The 17,285-nt window shown below is 38.3% G+C and carries 16 protein-coding genes and 2 tRNA genes; 14 read left to right on the top strand and 4 right to left on the bottom strand.

Annotated elements, in window-relative coordinates:
• Positions 1-15: 15 nt before the first annotated feature.
• The 5 genes from recO (at position 16) to ACFE6N_RS08360 (ending at position 2,207) form a co-directional block, all read left to right on the top strand.
• Positions 16-741, top strand: a complete 726-nt coding sequence (recO, locus tag ACFE6N_RS08380; protein WP_378935523.1) for a DNA repair protein RecO — start codon at positions 16-18, stop codon at positions 739-741.
• A 93-nt stretch (positions 742-834) separates the two neighbouring features.
• A tRNA-Val gene (locus ACFE6N_RS08375) sits at positions 835-912 on the top strand.
• Positions 913-965: 53 nt separating this feature from the next.
• Positions 966-1,043: transfer RNA gene (locus ACFE6N_RS08370), tRNA-Val, on the top strand.
• Between the two features lie 211 nt (positions 1,044-1,254).
• Positions 1,255-1,944 carry a hypothetical protein gene (locus ACFE6N_RS08365; RefSeq protein ID WP_378935521.1) on the top strand — a complete coding sequence of 230 codons (690 nt, stop codon included), beginning with the start codon at positions 1,255-1,257 and terminating at the stop codon, positions 1,942-1,944.
• Between the two features lie 11 nt (positions 1,945-1,955).
• Positions 1,956-2,207 carry a GIY-YIG nuclease family protein gene (locus ACFE6N_RS08360; RefSeq protein WP_378935519.1) on the top strand — a complete coding sequence of 84 codons (252 nt, stop codon included), beginning with the start codon at positions 1,956-1,958 and terminating at the stop codon, positions 2,205-2,207.
• A 347-nt stretch (positions 2,208-2,554) separates the two neighbouring features.
• Here ACFE6N_RS08360 and ACFE6N_RS08355 read toward each other — a convergent pair whose 3' ends face one another.
• Positions 2,555-2,971 carry a VOC family protein gene (locus ACFE6N_RS08355; protein ID WP_090984185.1) on the bottom strand — a complete coding sequence of 139 codons (417 nt, stop codon included), beginning with the start codon at positions 2,969-2,971 and terminating at the stop codon, positions 2,555-2,557.
• A 115-nt stretch (positions 2,972-3,086) separates the two neighbouring features.
• On the opposite strand from ACFE6N_RS08355, the gene ACFE6N_RS08350 reads away from it, so the two are divergent.
• The 3 genes from ACFE6N_RS08350 to ACFE6N_RS08340 all read left to right on the top strand — a co-directional run bounded on the left by ACFE6N_RS08350 (position 3,087) and on the right by ACFE6N_RS08340 (position 5,715).
• Positions 3,087-3,998 carry a hypothetical protein gene (locus ACFE6N_RS08350; protein ID WP_378935517.1) on the top strand — a complete coding sequence of 304 codons (912 nt, stop codon included), beginning with the start codon at positions 3,087-3,089 and terminating at the stop codon, positions 3,996-3,998.
• 120 nt (positions 3,999-4,118) lie between these two features.
• The gene (locus tag ACFE6N_RS08345) at positions 4,119-4,745 is read left to right on the top strand and encodes a class I SAM-dependent methyltransferase (RefSeq protein WP_378935515.1); all 627 of its coding nucleotides are present in this window, start codon (positions 4,119-4,121) and stop codon (positions 4,743-4,745) included.
• Between the two features lie 73 nt (positions 4,746-4,818).
• The gene (locus ACFE6N_RS08340; RefSeq protein WP_378935513.1) at positions 4,819-5,715 is read left to right on the top strand and encodes an NAD(P)/FAD-dependent oxidoreductase; all 897 of its coding nucleotides are present in this window, start codon (positions 4,819-4,821) and stop codon (positions 5,713-5,715) included.
• Between the two features lie 14 nt (positions 5,716-5,729).
• On the opposite strand, the gene ACFE6N_RS08335 is transcribed toward ACFE6N_RS08340, so the two are convergent.
• Positions 5,730-5,894 (bottom strand): hypothetical protein, encoded by a 165-nt coding sequence (locus ACFE6N_RS08335; protein WP_378935511.1) that lies wholly within the window; start codon positions 5,892-5,894, stop codon positions 5,730-5,732.
• Positions 5,895-6,100: 206 nt separating this feature from the next.
• A complete protein-coding gene (locus ACFE6N_RS08330) occupies positions 6,101-7,555 on the bottom strand; it encodes an amino acid permease (protein WP_378935509.1) in 1,455 nt (484 codons plus the stop codon).
• 794 nt (positions 7,556-8,349) lie between these two features.
• Here ACFE6N_RS08330 and ACFE6N_RS08325 point away from each other — a divergent pair.
• From ACFE6N_RS08325 to ACFE6N_RS08310, 4 genes are all read left to right on the top strand, one after another.
• Positions 8,350-8,685: a PadR family transcriptional regulator gene (locus ACFE6N_RS08325; RefSeq protein WP_025145298.1), complete on the top strand. Its 336-nt coding sequence runs from the start codon at positions 8,350-8,352 to the stop codon at positions 8,683-8,685.
• Between the two features lie 14 nt (positions 8,686-8,699).
• Complete coding sequence (locus ACFE6N_RS08320) at positions 8,700-10,442, top strand: PspC domain-containing protein (protein WP_378935506.1); 1,743 nt, start codon at positions 8,700-8,702, stop codon at positions 10,440-10,442.
• Between the two features lie 111 nt (positions 10,443-10,553).
• Complete coding sequence (locus tag ACFE6N_RS08315; RefSeq protein WP_378935504.1) at positions 10,554-13,007, top strand: TonB-dependent receptor domain-containing protein; 2,454 nt, start codon at positions 10,554-10,556, stop codon at positions 13,005-13,007.
• A 124-nt stretch (positions 13,008-13,131) separates the two neighbouring features.
• A complete protein-coding gene (locus ACFE6N_RS08310; protein ID WP_378935502.1) occupies positions 13,132-13,494 on the top strand; it encodes a hypothetical protein in 363 nt (120 codons plus the stop codon).
• Between the two features lie 550 nt (positions 13,495-14,044).
• Here ACFE6N_RS08310 and ACFE6N_RS08305 read toward each other — a convergent pair.
• Positions 14,045-14,236 carry a hypothetical protein gene (locus ACFE6N_RS08305; protein ID WP_378935500.1) on the bottom strand — a complete coding sequence of 64 codons (192 nt, stop codon included), beginning with the start codon at positions 14,234-14,236 and terminating at the stop codon, positions 14,045-14,047.
• Positions 14,237-15,068: 832 nt separating this feature from the next.
• On the opposite strand from ACFE6N_RS08305, the gene ACFE6N_RS08300 reads away from it, so the two are divergent.
• Together ACFE6N_RS08300 and ACFE6N_RS08295 are read left to right on the top strand one after the other, a co-directional pair.
• Positions 15,069-16,094 carry an IS110 family transposase gene (locus tag ACFE6N_RS08300; RefSeq protein ID WP_378935498.1) on the top strand — a complete coding sequence of 342 codons (1,026 nt, stop codon included), beginning with the start codon at positions 15,069-15,071 and terminating at the stop codon, positions 16,092-16,094.
• 589 nt (positions 16,095-16,683) lie between these two features.
• A complete protein-coding gene (locus ACFE6N_RS08295; protein WP_378935496.1) occupies positions 16,684-17,130 on the top strand; it encodes a hypothetical protein in 447 nt (148 codons plus the stop codon).
• The last annotated feature ends 155 nt before the right edge of the window (positions 17,131-17,285 follow it).

Raw genomic sequence — 17,285 nt, 5'->3', positions numbered from 1 at the left:
AATTGTTTTAAGCGGATGTTGCACAAGGTTAGGGGCATTGTTTTAAAGACTACAAACTACAGTGAAAGCAGTGTAGTAGTGCAGGTGCTGACTGATAAATTTGGTATGCAGTCTTATCTCATCAATGGTGTTAAAAAGCCAAAGGCGAAGATTAAAATGAATATGCTGCAATCGCTCCATTTGTTGGATATGGTAGTTTATCATAAAGCAAATACCAATATGCAAAGGGTTGCTGAAATCAGGCAAACGCCGGTTTTTAGAAGTATTCCGTATGATATGATGAAAACCAGTATTGTTATTTTTTTAAATGAGGTCCTGTATAAAAGCATTAGGCAGCAATCGGCTGATGAAAGTTTATTCGATTATATTTTTAATTCGATCGCCTGGTTTGATGAAATTGGAGAGATCAACCCGAACTTTCATCTGTCCTTTTTATTGAAACTTACCCGGTTTTTAGGTTTTTCTCCCAATGAGAAAAGAAGGAGTGATCAGATTTATTTTGATCTGCAGGAAGGAGCGTTTACTTCACGGCTGCCTATCCATTCCAATTACCTGCAACTGGATGATGCTATTGGTTTCATTTCACTGTTTAATTCGCCACTGGAAAAAATTTCTGAAATAAAATTAAGCAATACCCAGCGCCGGTTTTTATTAGATAAGATATTGGTTTTCTATACCTTACATACAGCCTCTTTCGGGGTGGTGCAGTCGCATAAAATCCTCGAAACTTTGTTAAGTTGAAAAAAAAGAAAAAAAGATTTGCAGAACAGTTTTATAGCGCTATATTTGCATTCCCAAACGGAGAGTGGGGCATTAAGTTTGACGAAAAAATAAGGGAAATTAGCTCAGCTGGTTCAGAGCACCTCGTTTACACCGAGGGGGTCGGGGGTTCGAACCCCTCATTTCCCACCAAAACTTTCAAGATAACGGAGAGTTTTTTTATCAGATTTGACATATATACAAAAGGGAAATTAGCTCAGCTGGTTCAGAGCACCTCGTTTACACCGAGGGGGTCGGGGGTTCGAACCCCTCATTTCCCACCATTAAAGCCTTTCAATTTATTGAGAGGCTTTTTTGCTATTAGTGAAATTAATTCATCTGGTTTAGGGATCACCTTTATGCCGAGGGTCGTCTCCATCGAAATCGGGATCATTTCCCACCGAAGCCTATCAATACCTTTTAAAGAATTTTTGATAAATTCACTCTCATTGCAATTTCACAAAAAAATAAGATTCTGGAATAAAACAATTTACTATGGAGCTAATAAATGAATTATTGGAGAATACTTTTACCTATCGGATTGTTAAAAAGTATAAGAGGAGGATTAAATTCTTATCTAAAATTACATTGATGCTATTATTGCTCGGTTTAATTTTTTCTTATATATTTTTTATACTTCATAAGCTTGCCATTGTTATTATATTATTAACAATAACTTTTGTTTTTGGCTGGATTTCAATAAAGATTCAAACTCATGAAAGGATAAGAATAGTGAAGTCCGATGATGATTTAAAGTTTCTTATCGATAGTAAAAACAAAATTGATATGCATGCATTTAACTTGATCATGAAGAATGAAATTTTTTCAAAAATTAAAAATTCAGAAGGTAAAATCAGTATCATTCTTATTGATTACTTAATAATAGAACTTACGGAAACTATTGAAGTACATGTTAAACGTTATCTTGCCTTTGGGGTTATTTTATCTTTTTTAATCGGTCCACTTTTTAACTTATATTTTGAGAAAATCCCATCGACCAACTCTTTAGAATTGAATATTATTATTCATGTGTTCGTAATAATTGTACTTGTTGCATTCTCTTTTATAATTCTTAGTTTTAAAAACACTTTTTTAGAATTTACCAAAGATTATCATGCGAAAATAGCCATACTGAGTCACCTTAAAAATATTAAGGCTGATGTTTTACTTAACCCTGATCTATAAGCCTGAGAGAGATGTTTTACGCTTATATATTATACTCGAAAACGCGAAATAAATATTACATCGGATCTACCATTAATTTAACCGAAAGATTAAAGAAGCATAATACAAACCATGCCGGATTTACTTGTCACACAGGAGATTGGTGCATTGTCTGGTTTGAGGCTTTTGATAATCTAAGAGATGCCAGGCTTAAAGAAAGACAGATCAAAAACTGGAAAAGTAGGATAATGATAGAAAAATTAATTTCATCGGCTGAGTCATAGCACCTCAGTCTTTTGCTAAGTAGGGTCGTCCCGATTGAAATCGGGATCATTTCCACCGAGCCTTTCAGCAAACTGGAAGGCTTTTTTTATGCTGTTATTCTGAACGCAGTGAAGAATCTTTCATTGAAAGTAAATTGTTATTCTAACGTATATTTAAAAGGATTCGATTAACATCAAATATTTTAAATGATGATAGTTTATTTCGTAAAGATCTTTCGCTGTGCTACTATTGACAGGATCCACTAATTCGGCCGTCCTCTCGACTGTAGCGCAGCGAATGGAGAGATCTATTTAGTTAGATTTCTCGACTGCGTTGCACTCCGCTCGAAATGACGCCAACTCGAGATTTAACTAGGCTCCCATAATTCAATCTTATTACCCTCTGCATCCATAATATGGATAAATTTTCCATAGTCATAAGTGGCAAGTTCATCCAATATGGTTACACCATTTTCTTTGAGTTTTTCCAATAGTGCCTCTAGATTTTGTACACGGTAATTAATCATAAATTCCTTTTTCGAGGGAGAAAAATATTCATCACCTTTTTTAAATGGGCTCCATTGAAGTGACTCCACTTCGTCGGGGTTATCGATATTTCGCGAATCAAAACTCACAGCACCCCATGCGTTGATTTCGACTCCTAAATTTTTGGCATACCAATCTTTAGTTTCCTTCGGATTGTCTGAAAAAAAGAAAATACCGCCAATTCCCGTCACCTTTGGTGTGGCATCATTAGCTGATTTTGAGTTTTTTGTATCCTCCATCTTATTGTTGATTTTATTGTTAATTTCTTTCTAACCCTAAGATAGCAGAAAATCAACTTTATTATTTACCATATTCAATAATATATCCGAAATTGCTGACGAAAAACATATTTAAATGCTCGGTAAAATCATCAGGTTTATTTTTTTTGGAAACTACTTTGTAGGGATTTTGGCAGTAGCCCTTACGCTGGAAGCCACCCTGCAGTTAAGACTTCCATTTAACTCCCTCAATTATTACCTGTTGCTATTTTTGGCACCGACTATTTATTATACTTACGCTTATAATAAAGTTTCTACGGCACCCTCTACTACCAATCCGCGTAATCAGTGGTATTTTAAACATAAAACTTTTATTAACTGGAGTCAGGCTGTGCTTTTTATCAGTTGCATGCTATTGGCCATTAATCTGCTGTACCAAAACTTTCAGCATATTCTGGCGCTCCCGATTAGTTATTGGATAGCCATAGTTATTATTATCATCGCAGGTGTTTTATATTACGGCTTACTCCCCAAATCCTTTATTAAGTTCAATTTGCGTAATACTGGCTGGTTTAAAGCTTTCGTTATCGGTTTTGTTTGGGCCTGTTGTGCCAATGTACTGCCTTTAATTATGCTTAAAATTGAAACAGGCGTGGGCTATCACGATTCGGTATTGTGGACCTGGTTGTTTGTAAAAAACTGGATGTTCTGCACCGTAAATGCCATTATTTTCGATATTAAAGATTATCCTACAGATGCGAATAAACACCTGCGCACATTCGTGGTGCGTTATGGTTTGCGAAGGACCATTTTTAATATTTTGATTCCGCTGCTAATTATCGGCTTAATTTCGTTGGGTATATTTGCCAGTTACAAAGGTTTTGGGGTACCGCAGGTTCTGTTCAATGTTCTGCCATTTGTTTTGACAATTTATATTGCTTATTCCATGCACAAAAGGAAAAACATCCTATACTACCTGATGGTGATTGATGGACTGATTTTATTTAAGGCCATATGTGGGATAATAGGAATGCAGTTTGTTCATTAAGGGGAAAGACTAAAGCTGAAAAGCTAAAGCTTAAAGACTAAAGCAGAAAGACCAAAACGTATTTACAACCGAGAAATTTATCTTGATACTTGAATCTCAATACTTGATACTACACCAAAAATGAACAACAACTACGATAAAATAGCCAATCATTACGATACCTTAAGCCGTTTGGTGTTTTTTAAATCGCAGGTTAATGCTCAGGTTAATCAACTTCAATATATCCCAAAAAATAGTTCAATTTTAATTGTAGGCGGGGGAACAGGGTGGATTTTAGAGGAAATTGCCAAAATATATCCAAGTGGTCTGAAGCTGGTTTATGTTGAAATCTCAGGTAAAATGCTTGCACTTTCGCAAAAGCGAGACTATAAAAACAATCAGGTCGAATTTGTGAATATCGGCATTGAAGATTTTAAGACTGATGTATTATTTGATGTAATTTTAACGCCATTCCTTTTCGATAATTTTGCTGAAGAAAGGGCTGCAAAAGTATTTTGGCAATTGAATTCTTATTTAAAGGGTGGCGGACAATGGTTTCTGGTCGATTTCTCTCTAGATCAAGGTAATGGAAATTGGTGGAAATGGCTCTTGCTCAAATCGATGTATGGCTTTTTTAAATTGCTTGGAATTGTAGAGGCCAATCAATTAATTGACATGAGTCCTTATTTTTTGAATGCAGATTATCAGATTTCAGCACAACGTTTTTATTATCGGGGTTTTATAAAAGCACTTATCTATAAAAAATAAAATGACATTGATTTAATGCATCTATGTTGCATTTGTAATTTGAATTCTGATCTTTGTTTTAAAAGATAAGTATATGGATTTTGATGTAATTATAATTGGTGGTAGCTATGCAGGTTTGTCTGCAGCATTAACCCTGGGCCGTTCAACCCGCAACGTTTTAATAATCGATTCTGGTAAACCTTGTAACCGACAAACGCCGCATTCTCATAATTTTTTAACACACGATGGTGATCGGCCAGCGGATATTGCCAGAGCAGCAAAAGAAGAGGTGCTAAAATATCCAACTGTGAGGTTTTTGGAAGGAAAAGCCATTTCAGCTGAGCGGATACATAAAGGTTTTAGGATTAAAGTAGAAAATACCGGAAGTTTTACGGCCCGGAAAATATTACTGGCCACAGGTTTAAAAGATGTGCTGCCCGATATTAAAGGATTGGCATCATGTTGGGCTATCTCGGCAATACATTGTCCTTATTGCCACGGTTACGGAGTAAAAAATGAAAAAATTGGTCTTTTAATGAATGGTGAACATGCTTTCGAAATGGCCAAAAACCTTCACCTCTGGAATAAGGATCTAACCATTTTAACCAATGGAAAATCAGAATTAAATGTAGAACAGACCAAAAAGCTGAAATCTAAATCGATTACCATTTTAGAAGACGAGCTTGTTGAACTGGAACACGAAAATGGTCAGCTCGAAAATGTTGTTTTTAAAAATGGGGAAAGATTAAACTTTAAGGCAATATATGTTAAACCTGAAATAGAGCAGCACGTAAATTTTAACGAGCAATTGGGGTTTGAATTAACGGAGCTGAAAACAATAAAAGTGAATGAGCAGCAGCAAACCACTGCCGAAGGCGTTTATGCCGCAGGAGATTGTACAACCTTGTTCAGGTCGTTGTCTTTCATTACAGCTGCCGGAACAATAGCTGCAGTGATGATTAATAAAGAATTGATTTCTGAAGATTTTTGATCAATCATCTGAAATTAAAATAAGATGGCACCAATAATCGTGATGATAAACATTGCTGCCATTACGATCCTGTCAGCAGTGATCCATTGGTCTCTGGAAAGAGGTGTTGCCACTTTTTTTACGGTTTCGGCTTTATGCCTCGAAAGCCTGAAAATCGATGTGTCTAATTTAATAATCATGGGATGATGTTTTAATAGGGTCGATTTTATAAGGACAAATCCCAGGCCAATATTTAAGAAAAATGTTAAATTGTGGATAACTAATATTTTTTGATAATGAATTGATATTTATACGATTGTAAATACGAAGTGTGATTAAAAAAGGGCAATCATGCTGTTGGATATTCCATACAACCCGATTAGCCTATCTGTATAGTAAATGGTGATTACTGGGCTTCCGCTTGTTTTTCTGCTGTGTTTAATTTACTGTTCTTTTTACCATAGCCGAAGTAAATGGCTAAGCCCATTACCAGCCAAACGGCAAGCCTTAACCAGGTTTCCCAGGGTAAAAATGCCATCATGGCAATGCAGGTTAAAATACCCAAGATTGGGATTAACGGCACTAAAGGAACCTTAAACGGTCGTTTAGCTTCAGGATTTGTTTTTCTTAAAATCAGAATACCTACACATACCATTAAAAAGGCCAGTAAGGTACCGATGCTGGTCATTTCACCAACCACATTCATGGGGACAAATGCAGCAAAAAGGCCAATAAATAAACAAAGAATAAGGTTTGATTTATATGGCGTTTTAAATTTTGCGTGTACATCAGAAAACATTTTTGGTAACAACCCATCTTTACTGATGGAGTAAAACATCCGCGATTGTGCCATTAAATCGATGAGGATTACGGATGTGTAGCCGATCAGGATGGCTAAAATAATGGCCTGACTTAGCCAGGCATAAGGTGTTTTTTCGATGGCTATGGCTACTGGCGCACCGCTATTGGCAAATTCTTTATAATTGGCCAATCCTGTCATGACATGACCGAACAATCCAAACAAAACCGTACAAACCACCAAAGAGCCAATAATACCGATCGGTAGATCCCTTGCCGGATTTTTGGTTTCCTGTGCAGAGGCGGCAACGGCATCAAAACCGATGAATACAAAAAATACTAAACCTGCACCGCGTAATACACCGCTCCATCCAAACTGACCAAATGTTCCGGTATTTTCAGGGATATACGGATGATAATTAGCGGGATCTATATATTGCCAACCCAAGGCAATAAAAACCAACACTACACCCACTTTCAGAAATACAATAATGCCATTTACAATGGCCGAGCCCTTGGTACCTCGGATCAATATAGCCGTCATTAATACCACTACCAGCGCTGCGGGGATGTTAATAATGCCGTGAACAGCAGAACCATCTGTCAGCTTAGCGGTTTCGAAAGGGGATAGGGTTAACTGCGGGGGAAGATAAATGTGTAAGCTGGCTAAAAACCTGGTTAAATACTGCGACCAGCTGATGGCTACTGTAGCACAACCCACAGAGTATTCCAATACCAGGTCCCAGCCGATAATCCAGGCGAAAAGTTCACCCATAGTAGCATAAGAATAAGTATAGGCGCTACCCGCAACAGGAATCATGGAGGCGAATTCTGCGTAACAAAGTGCCGCAAAACCGCAACCTAAAGCTGCAATGACAAAAGACAGGGTTACTGCCGGACCAGAATGATTGGCCGCTGCCAAACCCGTAATGGAAAATAAACCGGCACCAAGTGTCAGTCCAACACCAATTAAAATCAGGTTGATGGGGCCTAAGGTTCTTTTAAGCGTTCCTTCGCCGCTTTCGTTTGCCTCGGCAACAATGCTGGCAATAGATTTCTTCATGAAAATAAGTTAAGACTTTGCAAAACTATTAAAATATATTAAATCTATCGTATTTATATATTTAATAAGATGGTAATTTCTGCAGTTTGAATTCTTTTACTGCTCTATGCCGCAGGGCATGGTACTTTGGAGCGCCAAAGTACCCAAAGCGCTCTGTCAATCCAACAAGGTGGCTTCACACTGGCCCAAGCTCATCAAAAAAACAGCGGCACTTTGTTTTGTGTTTAAACTATTCATAATATTAAACTCTCGTTTATGAACACAAAACCACTGCGTTTCAGGTTTGTTAGTGCCGTTCGTTCTATATTGCACCTGTTTTTTTGATCTTTCTGCCACTTGGGATTGACGGCGTCCTTCGCTGAAACTTGTGCTCTGTTAAAGTCTGTTAGCAAAATGCCTAAATTATTATAAAAAGATGTGTCTATCTGGTTGAATGAAAAATGGGGATGCAGAATATACCGTTCTGGCACTATGCCAAAACCCAAAATAGTAATACCAGCCTTTCCACCTAAACCTGATAGAACCAGATAGCTCCCGATTTAAGTAAATGTTTGTATTTAAGAACTATCCAATCGGGACTATAGGTGATAGCAGGACTGCAAAAACCGAAGTATTACCGGACCTTTCTTTTCCAAAAAAATCATCAAAAATTTTCTCTATTTAAAGAATTATTTCCGAATCACAAAATTTTATTTAAAATTATTATGCTGATAATCAGTTTTTTATGAGTTTAATTTAATTTATTTTAGTACTATGTATTGCATGGTAGTATATAAAACATATATCTTTGTTATATGATAGCAGAAAATACGCAAACGCAAATGCGGAAGGGCATTCTGGAATACTGTGTTTTATCAATCATCTCACGGGGCGAAATTTATGCTTCGGATATTATTGCCGAATTAAGGTCGGCAAAACTGTTGGTGGTTGAGGGTACATTATATCCACTATTAACCAGGCTTAAAAACAACGGTTTGTTAAGCTACAACTGGGTAGAATCTACTTCGGGCCCACCGCGTAAATATTATACCTTAACCGAAGATGGTCGGGGCATTTTATCACAATTAGATCAAACCTGGCAGGAGCTGGCTTATGCTGTAGGTATTTCACAAAAAGGAGCCAATTCATAATTACTAAAAAGGAAATGGAAAAGACCATCATCATCAATATAGGAAACACGATTATTCACATTGAAGAAAGTGCTTACGAGCTCTTAAAAGCCTATTTGAACGAAGTAAAACAATATTTTGCCAATCATGCCGATGACCTCGAAATTGTAACGGATATTGAAAACCGGATTGCCGAACTGTTAACCGAGCAATTGGAAGAGCAGAAAAAGCAAGTGGTAGATTCGGCCAACGTAAACTCGGTGATTGCACAAATGGGCAGGGTACAGGATTTTGATACGGCCGAAGAAGGTGAGGAAGAACCTGTGATTAACAGTGCCTACCAACACCAGTATGTAGAGAAAAAATTATACCGCGATATGGACGACCGTGTGGTAGCAGGTGTTTGCGCCGGTATTGCACATTTTGTAAATGCCGATCCTAAATGGATCAGGTTGGCTACCTTGCTGATCAGTTTTGTTGGCGGATTTGGCATACTGGTATATGCACTGCTTTGGATCATCATGCCAAAAGCAAAATCACGGGTAGAAAAAATGGAAATGAAAGGTGAGCCCGCAAATCTTCAGGGCTTCCAAAAGAACCTTGATGAGGAATTACAGGCTGTTAAGGAACGCTTAAATGAAGTAAATAAACATGCACAGCCTTTATTTGCGCGTTTTGGAATTTTCATAGGTGAGTTTTTCGAATGGCTTGGCCGTTTTATCTCAGGCACCGGAAAGGTAATTTTTAAAGTAATTGCTGGTTTTATCGTGGTATTTGGTGTGTTATTTTTAATTGCGTTAATTATTGGTACAGCTGCTTTTCAGGGATTTTGGGATGCCAGTATTTATGAATATTTCCCTTTCTCCATTGTTAATGAAAGCAATAGAGGGATCATTTTATTTGGTGCATTTATTGTTTGCTTTGTTCCAGTTCTGGCTTTGGTGTTATTCTCCATCAGGGTAGCTTTTAACAAACAGGCCATTAATAAAACACTTTCTTTTGCGCTGTTGATTATCTGGCTGGGCGGTGTGGCCGTTACGGGTTACCAGGCTGCTAAAATATCATCTGAATTTAAACAGCACGCAGAGTTAATACAAACCACCGACCTGAAATCATTTTCTATGTATACCCTGAACATTGATAAAAGTAAATATTTCAGCAAAGAAGATAGCGTGGCTTACCATATTGATGCCAATAACCGCCACCAGATTGTGGTTGATGATTTTGAAAACGGACCATTTGTTTCGCCGAACCGGATCCGTATTGATATTAATAAAAGCGAAAACGGTGTTGCCCGTTTAACACAGAAATACGAATCGCAGGGCAAAACCTTCCAAAGTGCCTTACAAAATGCACAGAACATCAGCTATAATTATGTAGTGAAAGATTCAGAACTGATTTTTAGTCCACGGTTTCAATTGAGAAAGGGAAGTATCTGGAGAAACCAGGAAGTAAGGTTAAACCTTGAAATCCCGGTAGGTACAAAACTAATTTTAAAGCAGGATACTTACCGCTACGTGAATAACTACTGGGCCTGGGAGTGTAATGACAGTGAAAATGACCACAACGATTCGAGTCTCTGGATCATGACGGATGATGGGTTGAAATGTGTTGCCAAATTGAAAGAAGAGGCTTTAAAAAGACAAAAGCTAAAAGGAGAACTATTTGATTTGGAACAGTTGAAAAAGAGTAAACCTACGGATACCATTTACCAGGATTCTGTATCAAACCGGATTAGGGAGGTTAAAGAGGAGTTGGGGATAGCGGCTGAGCAATAATCATAAAAAAAAAGAAACCTACTAAAATAGATCTCTCCGTTTCGCTGCGCTTCAGTCGAGATGACGATTAGCGAGGCCGGGATTGACGATCACACCTAAAAAGAAGAAACCATGAAACCATTATTTACGCTAATTGCATGCCTGATGGTGTGTGGGGCTTCTTTTGCCCAAAAATTAAATAAACTTACCGGCAAAATTGTTGATGAAAAAACTGTTCCGGTGTCGTTTGCCGTTGTTCGGATACTGAATTATCCGGATACGAGCCTTTTAAAAAGTGTATCGACCAATATAGATGGTGAGTTTAGCATCGATCAGTTAAAAAGTGGCGACTATGCGCTTTCGGTTTCTATAGTAGGTTTTAAAAGCAAAAAGACAGAACGTTTTACCATCAACGGAGATTTAAATCTACCTGCCATCAGTATAGAAAGTTTAACTAAACAGTTAAAAGAAGTGAGCGTTCAGGGTAAAAAGCCTTTTATCGAACACCAGATTGATAAAACGGTGCTGAATGTAGAGAATAGTATTACATCAACAGGGAATACCGCACTCGAAATTTTAGAGAAAGCGCCTGGTGTGCAAATCGACAGGCAAAACGAACAGATTTTATTAAACAATAAATCGGGTGTAACAGTGATGATTGATGGAAAGAATAATTTTTTATCGGCAGCCGACTTAACTACTTATTTAAATAACTTAAACAGTAGCCAGATCGCAACCATTGAAATTATTACCAATCCATCAGCTAAATATGATGCGGCAGGTAATTCAGGGATCATCAACATCAGGCTAAAAAAGAATAAGGCGTTTGGTACCAATGGTAATGTCTCGTCAACCTATCGTAATGCAATAAGGGCTAATCTGCCTACCAATATTTATGGCTCGGAGTTGAACTTCAACTTAAATCACCGCGTAGAAAAGTGGAACTTTTTTACCAACGCAAATGCCTCTAAAAACAATAACTTCTCCAGTTTATTTTTAGATCGAAGTACCAATGCCAATGGTTTGCAGAGTGTATTTAATCAAAATTTTCAAAAAATATATACCGGATCTCGCCTGGCTGCAAAATTGGGCGCCGATTATTTTGTGAATGACAAAACAACGATCGGAGTGATGTTTGATGGCAGCAGCAGTACGCGTAAACTCGATAATTTCTCCCAAACCTTTATCAATGAAACGCAGGCCGGTACAGTGAATAAAAATTCATTGATCCAATATTCTGATGCCAATACACCAAACAAAAATTATAGTGCAAATTTTAATATCAAACATGATTTTAAAAAGGAGGGGGCAAGTTTAAATTTCGATGCCGATTTCTCTGGTTTTGATTATTCGGGACTGGAAAACTTTAATACTAATTTTTATAATGATAAAGGTGTAGTGTACAACAATACCATCATTAAAAATGATAGTAAAACAGCCATTGATATTTATGCAGCAAAAACCGATTTTACCTGGCCATTATCAAAAACGACCAAGCTGGAAGCGGGCCTGAAAAGCGCTTATGTTAAAACCAATAACGATTTTCTTGCGTCAGCGCTGATTAATAATGAATGGCAGAATATTGTAGGGCAGAGCAATAACTTTATCTATAAGGAAAATGTAAATGCAGCTTATGCCAATTTAGCTAAAGATTGGGGTAAATGGCAGCTTCAGGCGGGTTTACGGGCAGAGTATACACAATCTACCGGTACATCGGTAACCAATAACACGGAGGTGAAGCAACATTATTTATCATTGTTCCCGACGGTTTTTGTCAGTCAGAAAATTTCGGAGAGCAGTAACTTACGATATGCATACGGCAGGCGGATAGACCGACCCAATTACCAGCAGTTAAATCCGTTTAATTTTTATATGGATCCTTATACCATACAGCAGGGAAATCCATATTTGAAGCCCCAGTTTACCAATAATTTTGAAGTGAGTTATAACTATAAAAGTGGATTATCATTTTCTTTGAGTTATTCGAAAACAAAAGATCTCATTTTAGATAGTAAAACGGCACAGAATGACAGCACCAGGATTGTTACCGTTGGACAGGGCAATATTGGGAGCGGAGCATATTATACCGCTAGCTTATATTTTCCGGTAAATATTACCAAATGGTGGAGCCTGCAGAACAACTTTAGCTTATTTTATAATAAATTTAAGGATGATAACCTGGAAGGCGCTCCATTTATGTTGAGTAAAGTGATGTACAACTTTAACATTAACAGTTCTATCACCTTGCCTCATAACTGGACTTTAGAAACCAATTTCTGGCTAAACTCTCCACGTGTGCGTGGTATAGAGCGGACCACTATTTATCAGTACGCTTTAAATATGGGCGTGCAAAAAAGCTTCCTAAACAAAGCTTTAAAATTTAGATTGAATGTTGATGATATCTTCCAGACCAATTACTGGAAAGGCACGCTCGATTATCAAAATGTGAATTTAAGGGTGCAGAACAATTACATCAGCAGAAGGGCTTCCTTCAGTGTGAGTTATAACTTCGGAAACCAGAATTTAAAATCGAACCAAAACCGGAAAACAGCTGCCGATGATATTAAGAACAGAGCGGGAGGGTAGTTTTGAGTTGGGAGTTGGGAGTTCGGAGTCTGAAGTCCTTAGTCTGAAGTCCTTAGTCCGAAGTCCAGAGTCGAACTTACCCCAGTTAACCAATTTAAACAATTAACCACTTAACCATTTCAATATGAAAAATATCTTGTACAGCATCGCGATTTTAGTTGTCGCATTAAGTTTTGGTTGCCATAATGGCGAAGGACATTTATCGGTAAGCACGATAGATAACCTGTCTGTCTTTAAATTTGAAGCAAATTACGCCGAAAGTAAAACGGATAAACTGGAAAAATACCTGGATAGTGCATTGAACAATGAACTACCACTGGATCAGCATATCGATCTTTTAGTGAACTTAAATGGCAGCGATAAGTTTAACCTCAAAGCCAAAAAGGGCTGGTTGGAAATCAATTTCGACAAGAAGAACAGTTCTTTAGCAGGTTATGTGAGAGTAAAAAAACTGACGGAAGGGATTAAAAGCAAGTTGATGGAATAGGTGCGTTTTTAACCGCAAAGGATGCTGAGAGAAGGCGCTGAGGAAGCAAAGTTGAATGTTCTTCGACTCCGCTCAGACTGACGATTTATGAAGAAAAATCTGCGTGTATCAGTGTGATCAGCGGGAGAATGTTTGCCTAATATTTTCCCGCAGATTTAAGATGATGGGCGCAGAACTAAAGCGGTCGTCATTCCCGCGCATGCAGGAACCTTAATGCTTGTATATTGCTATTGCTTTTTTAATGAGGAAGTTAAGCAAGAGAAAAGGCTCAGCTGGTATATCATTAGCTAGTCTTCGACTCCGCTCAGACTGACGATTTATGAAGAAAAATCTGCGTGTATCAGTGTGATCAGCGGGAAATCAATACTGTCATTCTGAACGCAGTGAAGAATCTTTATTAAACCACAGAGAACACAAAGAGAAACACAGAGCTAGTCGATTGTCGCTTAGCACCATGATCTTCGGACTTCGGTCTCTGGACTTTCAGTTGTTGAATCATAAAAAACGCCCATACTTTTCGGCATGAGCGCTAGTTGCTTGCTTATTATTTTTATTGTTTTACATCAGCAGGTGCATTGGTGGTCGAATCTGCTACAGAATCAGTACTGGTACTATCAACTACCTTATTGGTATCGGTGTATTTATACATGCTGTCGGCATTTTCCTGATCGGCTTTTTTACCACTACATGCTGACAATGCTAAACCAAATGCGGCTACTAAAATTATTATTTTCGTTTTCATATCAAATGTTATTGGTGTATTTATATAATCCGTTTTAAAAGGCAATTGTTTTGATCATGGTTAAATTAGTTGGGAGTTGGGTGACCGGGGCCGGAAGTTTAGGTAAATTTTTTTTAACCGCAAAGGTCGCAAATAGAAATGCCCAAAAGGGCACAAAGTTATAGTCAGAAGTCGGAAAGACCGAGGACCGAGGTTTGGTGTCGTCATTGCGAACGGAAGGGCTGGGCAGTTTTGGCGGCGTGAAGCAATCTTTTTAGCAGAATATTCTAGGTATCAAAAGTTGGTCGTCATCTCGACTGTAGCGCAGCGGAACAGGGAGATCTTTGGGCTATGTTAAAAGATTTCTCGACTTCGCTGTGCTCCGCTCGAAATGACGGATAATCGGATGGAGAAACTTCCATAGCAAATCTCTAGGCGTATCGTCATTTCGACCGTAGCGGAGAAATCTTTGAACTGGGTTTACATGCAACTTTAAAAGATTTAGCTTCGCTGAGCCTTCGGGTTCTCGACTTCGCTGCGCTCCGCTCGAAATGACGGATGATCGGATGGAGAAATTTCCATAGCAAATCTCTAGGCGTATCGTCCTTTAGATTTGTTTTGATATTTTATTTAAGGATAAGAAATATCTACTTTGCTTAAATTATAAATCAGATTACCTAAAACGGTAGCGGCACATTAATATGTCGTCAAGGTTTTTATACCTAAGGAATGATGCAATCCGCTACCGTTTTTTCCCTTAGTGACCAGATAACAATTAGGGTATTCCCCATTATTAAGGACTAGGATCGATGGGGCAAAATTTAGGTAACCTTATGCAAACATAAAAAATAAGATGATGATTGCCACTACAAAATTCTTTATTGGTATCGATGTCTTCAAGCCCCACTTTGATGTTGCAGTTATGGCTGTTTTGGATCATGTGAAACAGGAGATAAGAACTGCACGGTTTGATAATACAGCTCCAGGCATAAAGCTGTTCGAGAAGTGGTTGAAATTGCAGAAAACCACATTCAATGCAGATTCCCTGGTTGTCATGGAAAACACCGGCATCTATCACCGTTTGATATGGAGTTTCTGCAGCAGGAGAAACCTGCCCATCCATATTGGCAATGCAGCCCATATTAAATGGAGTTTTGGGATAGCCCGGGGCAAGAACGATAAGATAGACAGTATCCGTTTATGTAACTATGCATTCAAGGAAGCGGATGAACTAAAGGCTACAGCTGCACTTGATCCCGAGCTGATGCTGCTGAAAGACCTGGTATCGGCAAGGACCAAACTGCTTAGGCAAAGGGCCGGCATCAGTGTATCGATGAAAGAACTTGGCAATGTCAATGGGAAAGCGTATCAGAAAGTGGTTGAAAAAGCACTTAAAAGCGCAATAAACGGTATAGCCAGATCAATCAGGGACGTTGAGGACCAGATCAAAAAGATTATCATGGGAAACCGGGATTTCAAACGCAACTATAAACTATTGATAAGTATCCCTGGAATGGGACATGTTACAGCGGTATACCTGATCGGCTGTACAGGAAATTTTTCGGGCAGGCCTAGCGGAAAGGAACTGGCCTGTTACGCAGGGGTTGCACCATTTGAACAGACCAGCGGTATAAGCATAAAAGGCAAGCCAAAGGTTCACCGGATGGCCAATAAAGAGCTTAAAAGGCTTTTGCACATGTGTGCATTATCTTTAATTCAGCACAATCAGGAATTCAAAGCATACTATAATAGAAAAAAGGATGAAGGGAAGCACAGCATGAGCATAATCAATGCCGTTAGAAACAAAATAGCACTGAGAGTCGCTGCAGTTATAAAAAATCAGACCAGCTATAAAAATAACTATAATATAGCTGCATAAAATTTGTTTTTATCATAACAATCATTTCGACCGTAGCGCCTGCCCGTACAGGCGGGGAGAAATCTTTGAACCGGGTTTTATATGCAACTTTAAAAGATTTAGCTTCGCTGAGCCTTCGGATTCTCGACTTCGCTGTGCTCCGCTCGAAATGACGGATAATCGGATGGAGAAATTTCCAGGCATATCATTGCGAACTGAAGGGCAGGGCAGTTGTGGTGGCAGGGAAGTCCGCTTTTATAACATGTGCAAAAATAATTAGCCACGGAAACACAGAAATCATGGAGGAAATTAAAGTTTTCCGTGTTCTTCGTGCTTCCGTGGCAAAAATAATGCTTGAGCAGGCGCAGAAAGAAGAAGTAGTATATTGAAGATGATCGTCACCCTAACCTGTAGCGCAGCGGAAAGCTACGCAGTAAACCGAGCCTTATGCGAGTTCACCGAAGGTAATTTATTTCAGGGTCTATCCATAATTAACATACCCGTAGTACCATTAAATTCTTCTTTTAATACATTTTTTAGCAGCTTAATTATAAAATTTTGCTATATTCATATCGCGAACACAGTTGGGCATGTATTTAATTTTTTTAAAATGCACCTAACAAAAAATCAAATTACTTTAGCTAAACTGGAGTTTAGTTATCGCACACTGAAAAGACCGGTAAACGTAAACCTGGCCCAAAATTCAATTCAATTTTTAAAACAGCTCCGCGGCAAACCATCATCTGGTAAAGAATGCGATTGGTATGTGCTGTTTGTAAATCAAAACCACGAGGTTTTTTGCTGGCACAAACTAAAACAGCAAGCAAAACCAATTAACGGCATACAGCAACTGGCGGGTTTGGCTGTTGCCTGTAATGCTTATGGTGTACTGGTGTTAAACTATTGTGACGTGAAAAGCATTAAGGTTAACCCCCTCGACGAACTTTTTGTAAGCACCTGTTTTAATACCTGCGCAAAGCTAAACATCGAAATTATCGATTATGTAATCTGTAATGCGCAAACACATTATAGTTTTAGGGATGGGTATAGGGATTAAAAAACTACTGGGCTGTTGAAAGACAGCCTAGTGCATTTAAGTTTGTTTTATCGTTATTCGTTGGCCGCTTCGTCATTAAGAACCGAAGCGTATTGACTTGAGATGGGGTAAAGCAATCTTTTAGTATCTAAATTTAGATAAAGTACAAGTCAGGC

The sequence above is a fragment of the Pedobacter sp. BG31 genome (assembly GCF_042464845.1).
Lineage (GTDB): Bacteria > Bacteroidota > Bacteroidia > Sphingobacteriales > Sphingobacteriaceae > Pedobacter > Pedobacter suwonensis.
Note: the sequence above shows the minus strand (reverse complement) of the source record. Positions and strands in the feature narration are given on the sequence as shown.

What these genes read in the sequence shown, in the direction of transcription:
- ACFE6N_RS08330 (WP_378935509.1), bottom strand. Translation starts at nt 7,555, where the DNA reads ATGAAGAAATCTATTGCCAGCATTGTTGCCGAGGCAAACGAAAGCGGC.
- ACFE6N_RS08305 (WP_378935500.1), bottom strand. Translation starts at nt 14,236, where the DNA reads ATGAAAACGAAAATAATAATTTTAGTAGCCGCATTTGGTTTAGCATTG.
- ACFE6N_RS08295 (WP_378935496.1), top strand. Translation starts at nt 16,684, where the DNA reads ATGCACCTAACAAAAAATCAAATTACTTTAGCTAAACTGGAGTTTAGT.
- ACFE6N_RS08300 (WP_378935498.1), top strand. Translation starts at nt 15,069, where the DNA reads ATGATGATTGCCACTACAAAATTCTTTATTGGTATCGATGTCTTCAAG.
- ACFE6N_RS08345 (WP_378935515.1), top strand. Translation starts at nt 4,119, where the DNA reads ATGAACAACAACTACGATAAAATAGCCAATCATTACGATACCTTAAGC.
- ACFE6N_RS08340 (WP_378935513.1), top strand. Translation starts at nt 4,819, where the DNA reads ATGGATTTTGATGTAATTATAATTGGTGGTAGCTATGCAGGTTTGTCT.
- ACFE6N_RS08315 (WP_378935504.1), top strand. Translation starts at nt 10,554, where the DNA reads ATGAAACCATTATTTACGCTAATTGCATGCCTGATGGTGTGTGGGGCT.
- recO (WP_378935523.1), top strand. Translation starts at nt 16, where the DNA reads ATGTTGCACAAGGTTAGGGGCATTGTTTTAAAGACTACAAACTACAGT.
- ACFE6N_RS08335 (WP_378935511.1), bottom strand. Translation starts at nt 5,894, where the DNA reads ATGATTATTAAATTAGACACATCGATTTTCAGGCTTTCGAGGCATAAA.
- ACFE6N_RS08360 (WP_378935519.1), top strand. Translation starts at nt 1,956, where the DNA reads ATGTTTTACGCTTATATATTATACTCGAAAACGCGAAATAAATATTAC.
- ACFE6N_RS08355 (WP_090984185.1), bottom strand. Translation starts at nt 2,971, where the DNA reads ATGGAGGATACAAAAAACTCAAAATCAGCTAATGATGCCACACCAAAG.
- ACFE6N_RS08310 (WP_378935502.1), top strand. Translation starts at nt 13,132, where the DNA reads ATGAAAAATATCTTGTACAGCATCGCGATTTTAGTTGTCGCATTAAGT.
- ACFE6N_RS08325 (WP_025145298.1), top strand. Translation starts at nt 8,350, where the DNA reads ATGATAGCAGAAAATACGCAAACGCAAATGCGGAAGGGCATTCTGGAA.
- ACFE6N_RS08365 (WP_378935521.1), top strand. Translation starts at nt 1,255, where the DNA reads ATGGAGCTAATAAATGAATTATTGGAGAATACTTTTACCTATCGGATT.
- ACFE6N_RS08320 (WP_378935506.1), top strand. Translation starts at nt 8,700, where the DNA reads ATGGAAAAGACCATCATCATCAATATAGGAAACACGATTATTCACATT.
- ACFE6N_RS08350 (WP_378935517.1), top strand. Translation starts at nt 3,087, where the DNA reads ATGCTCGGTAAAATCATCAGGTTTATTTTTTTTGGAAACTACTTTGTA.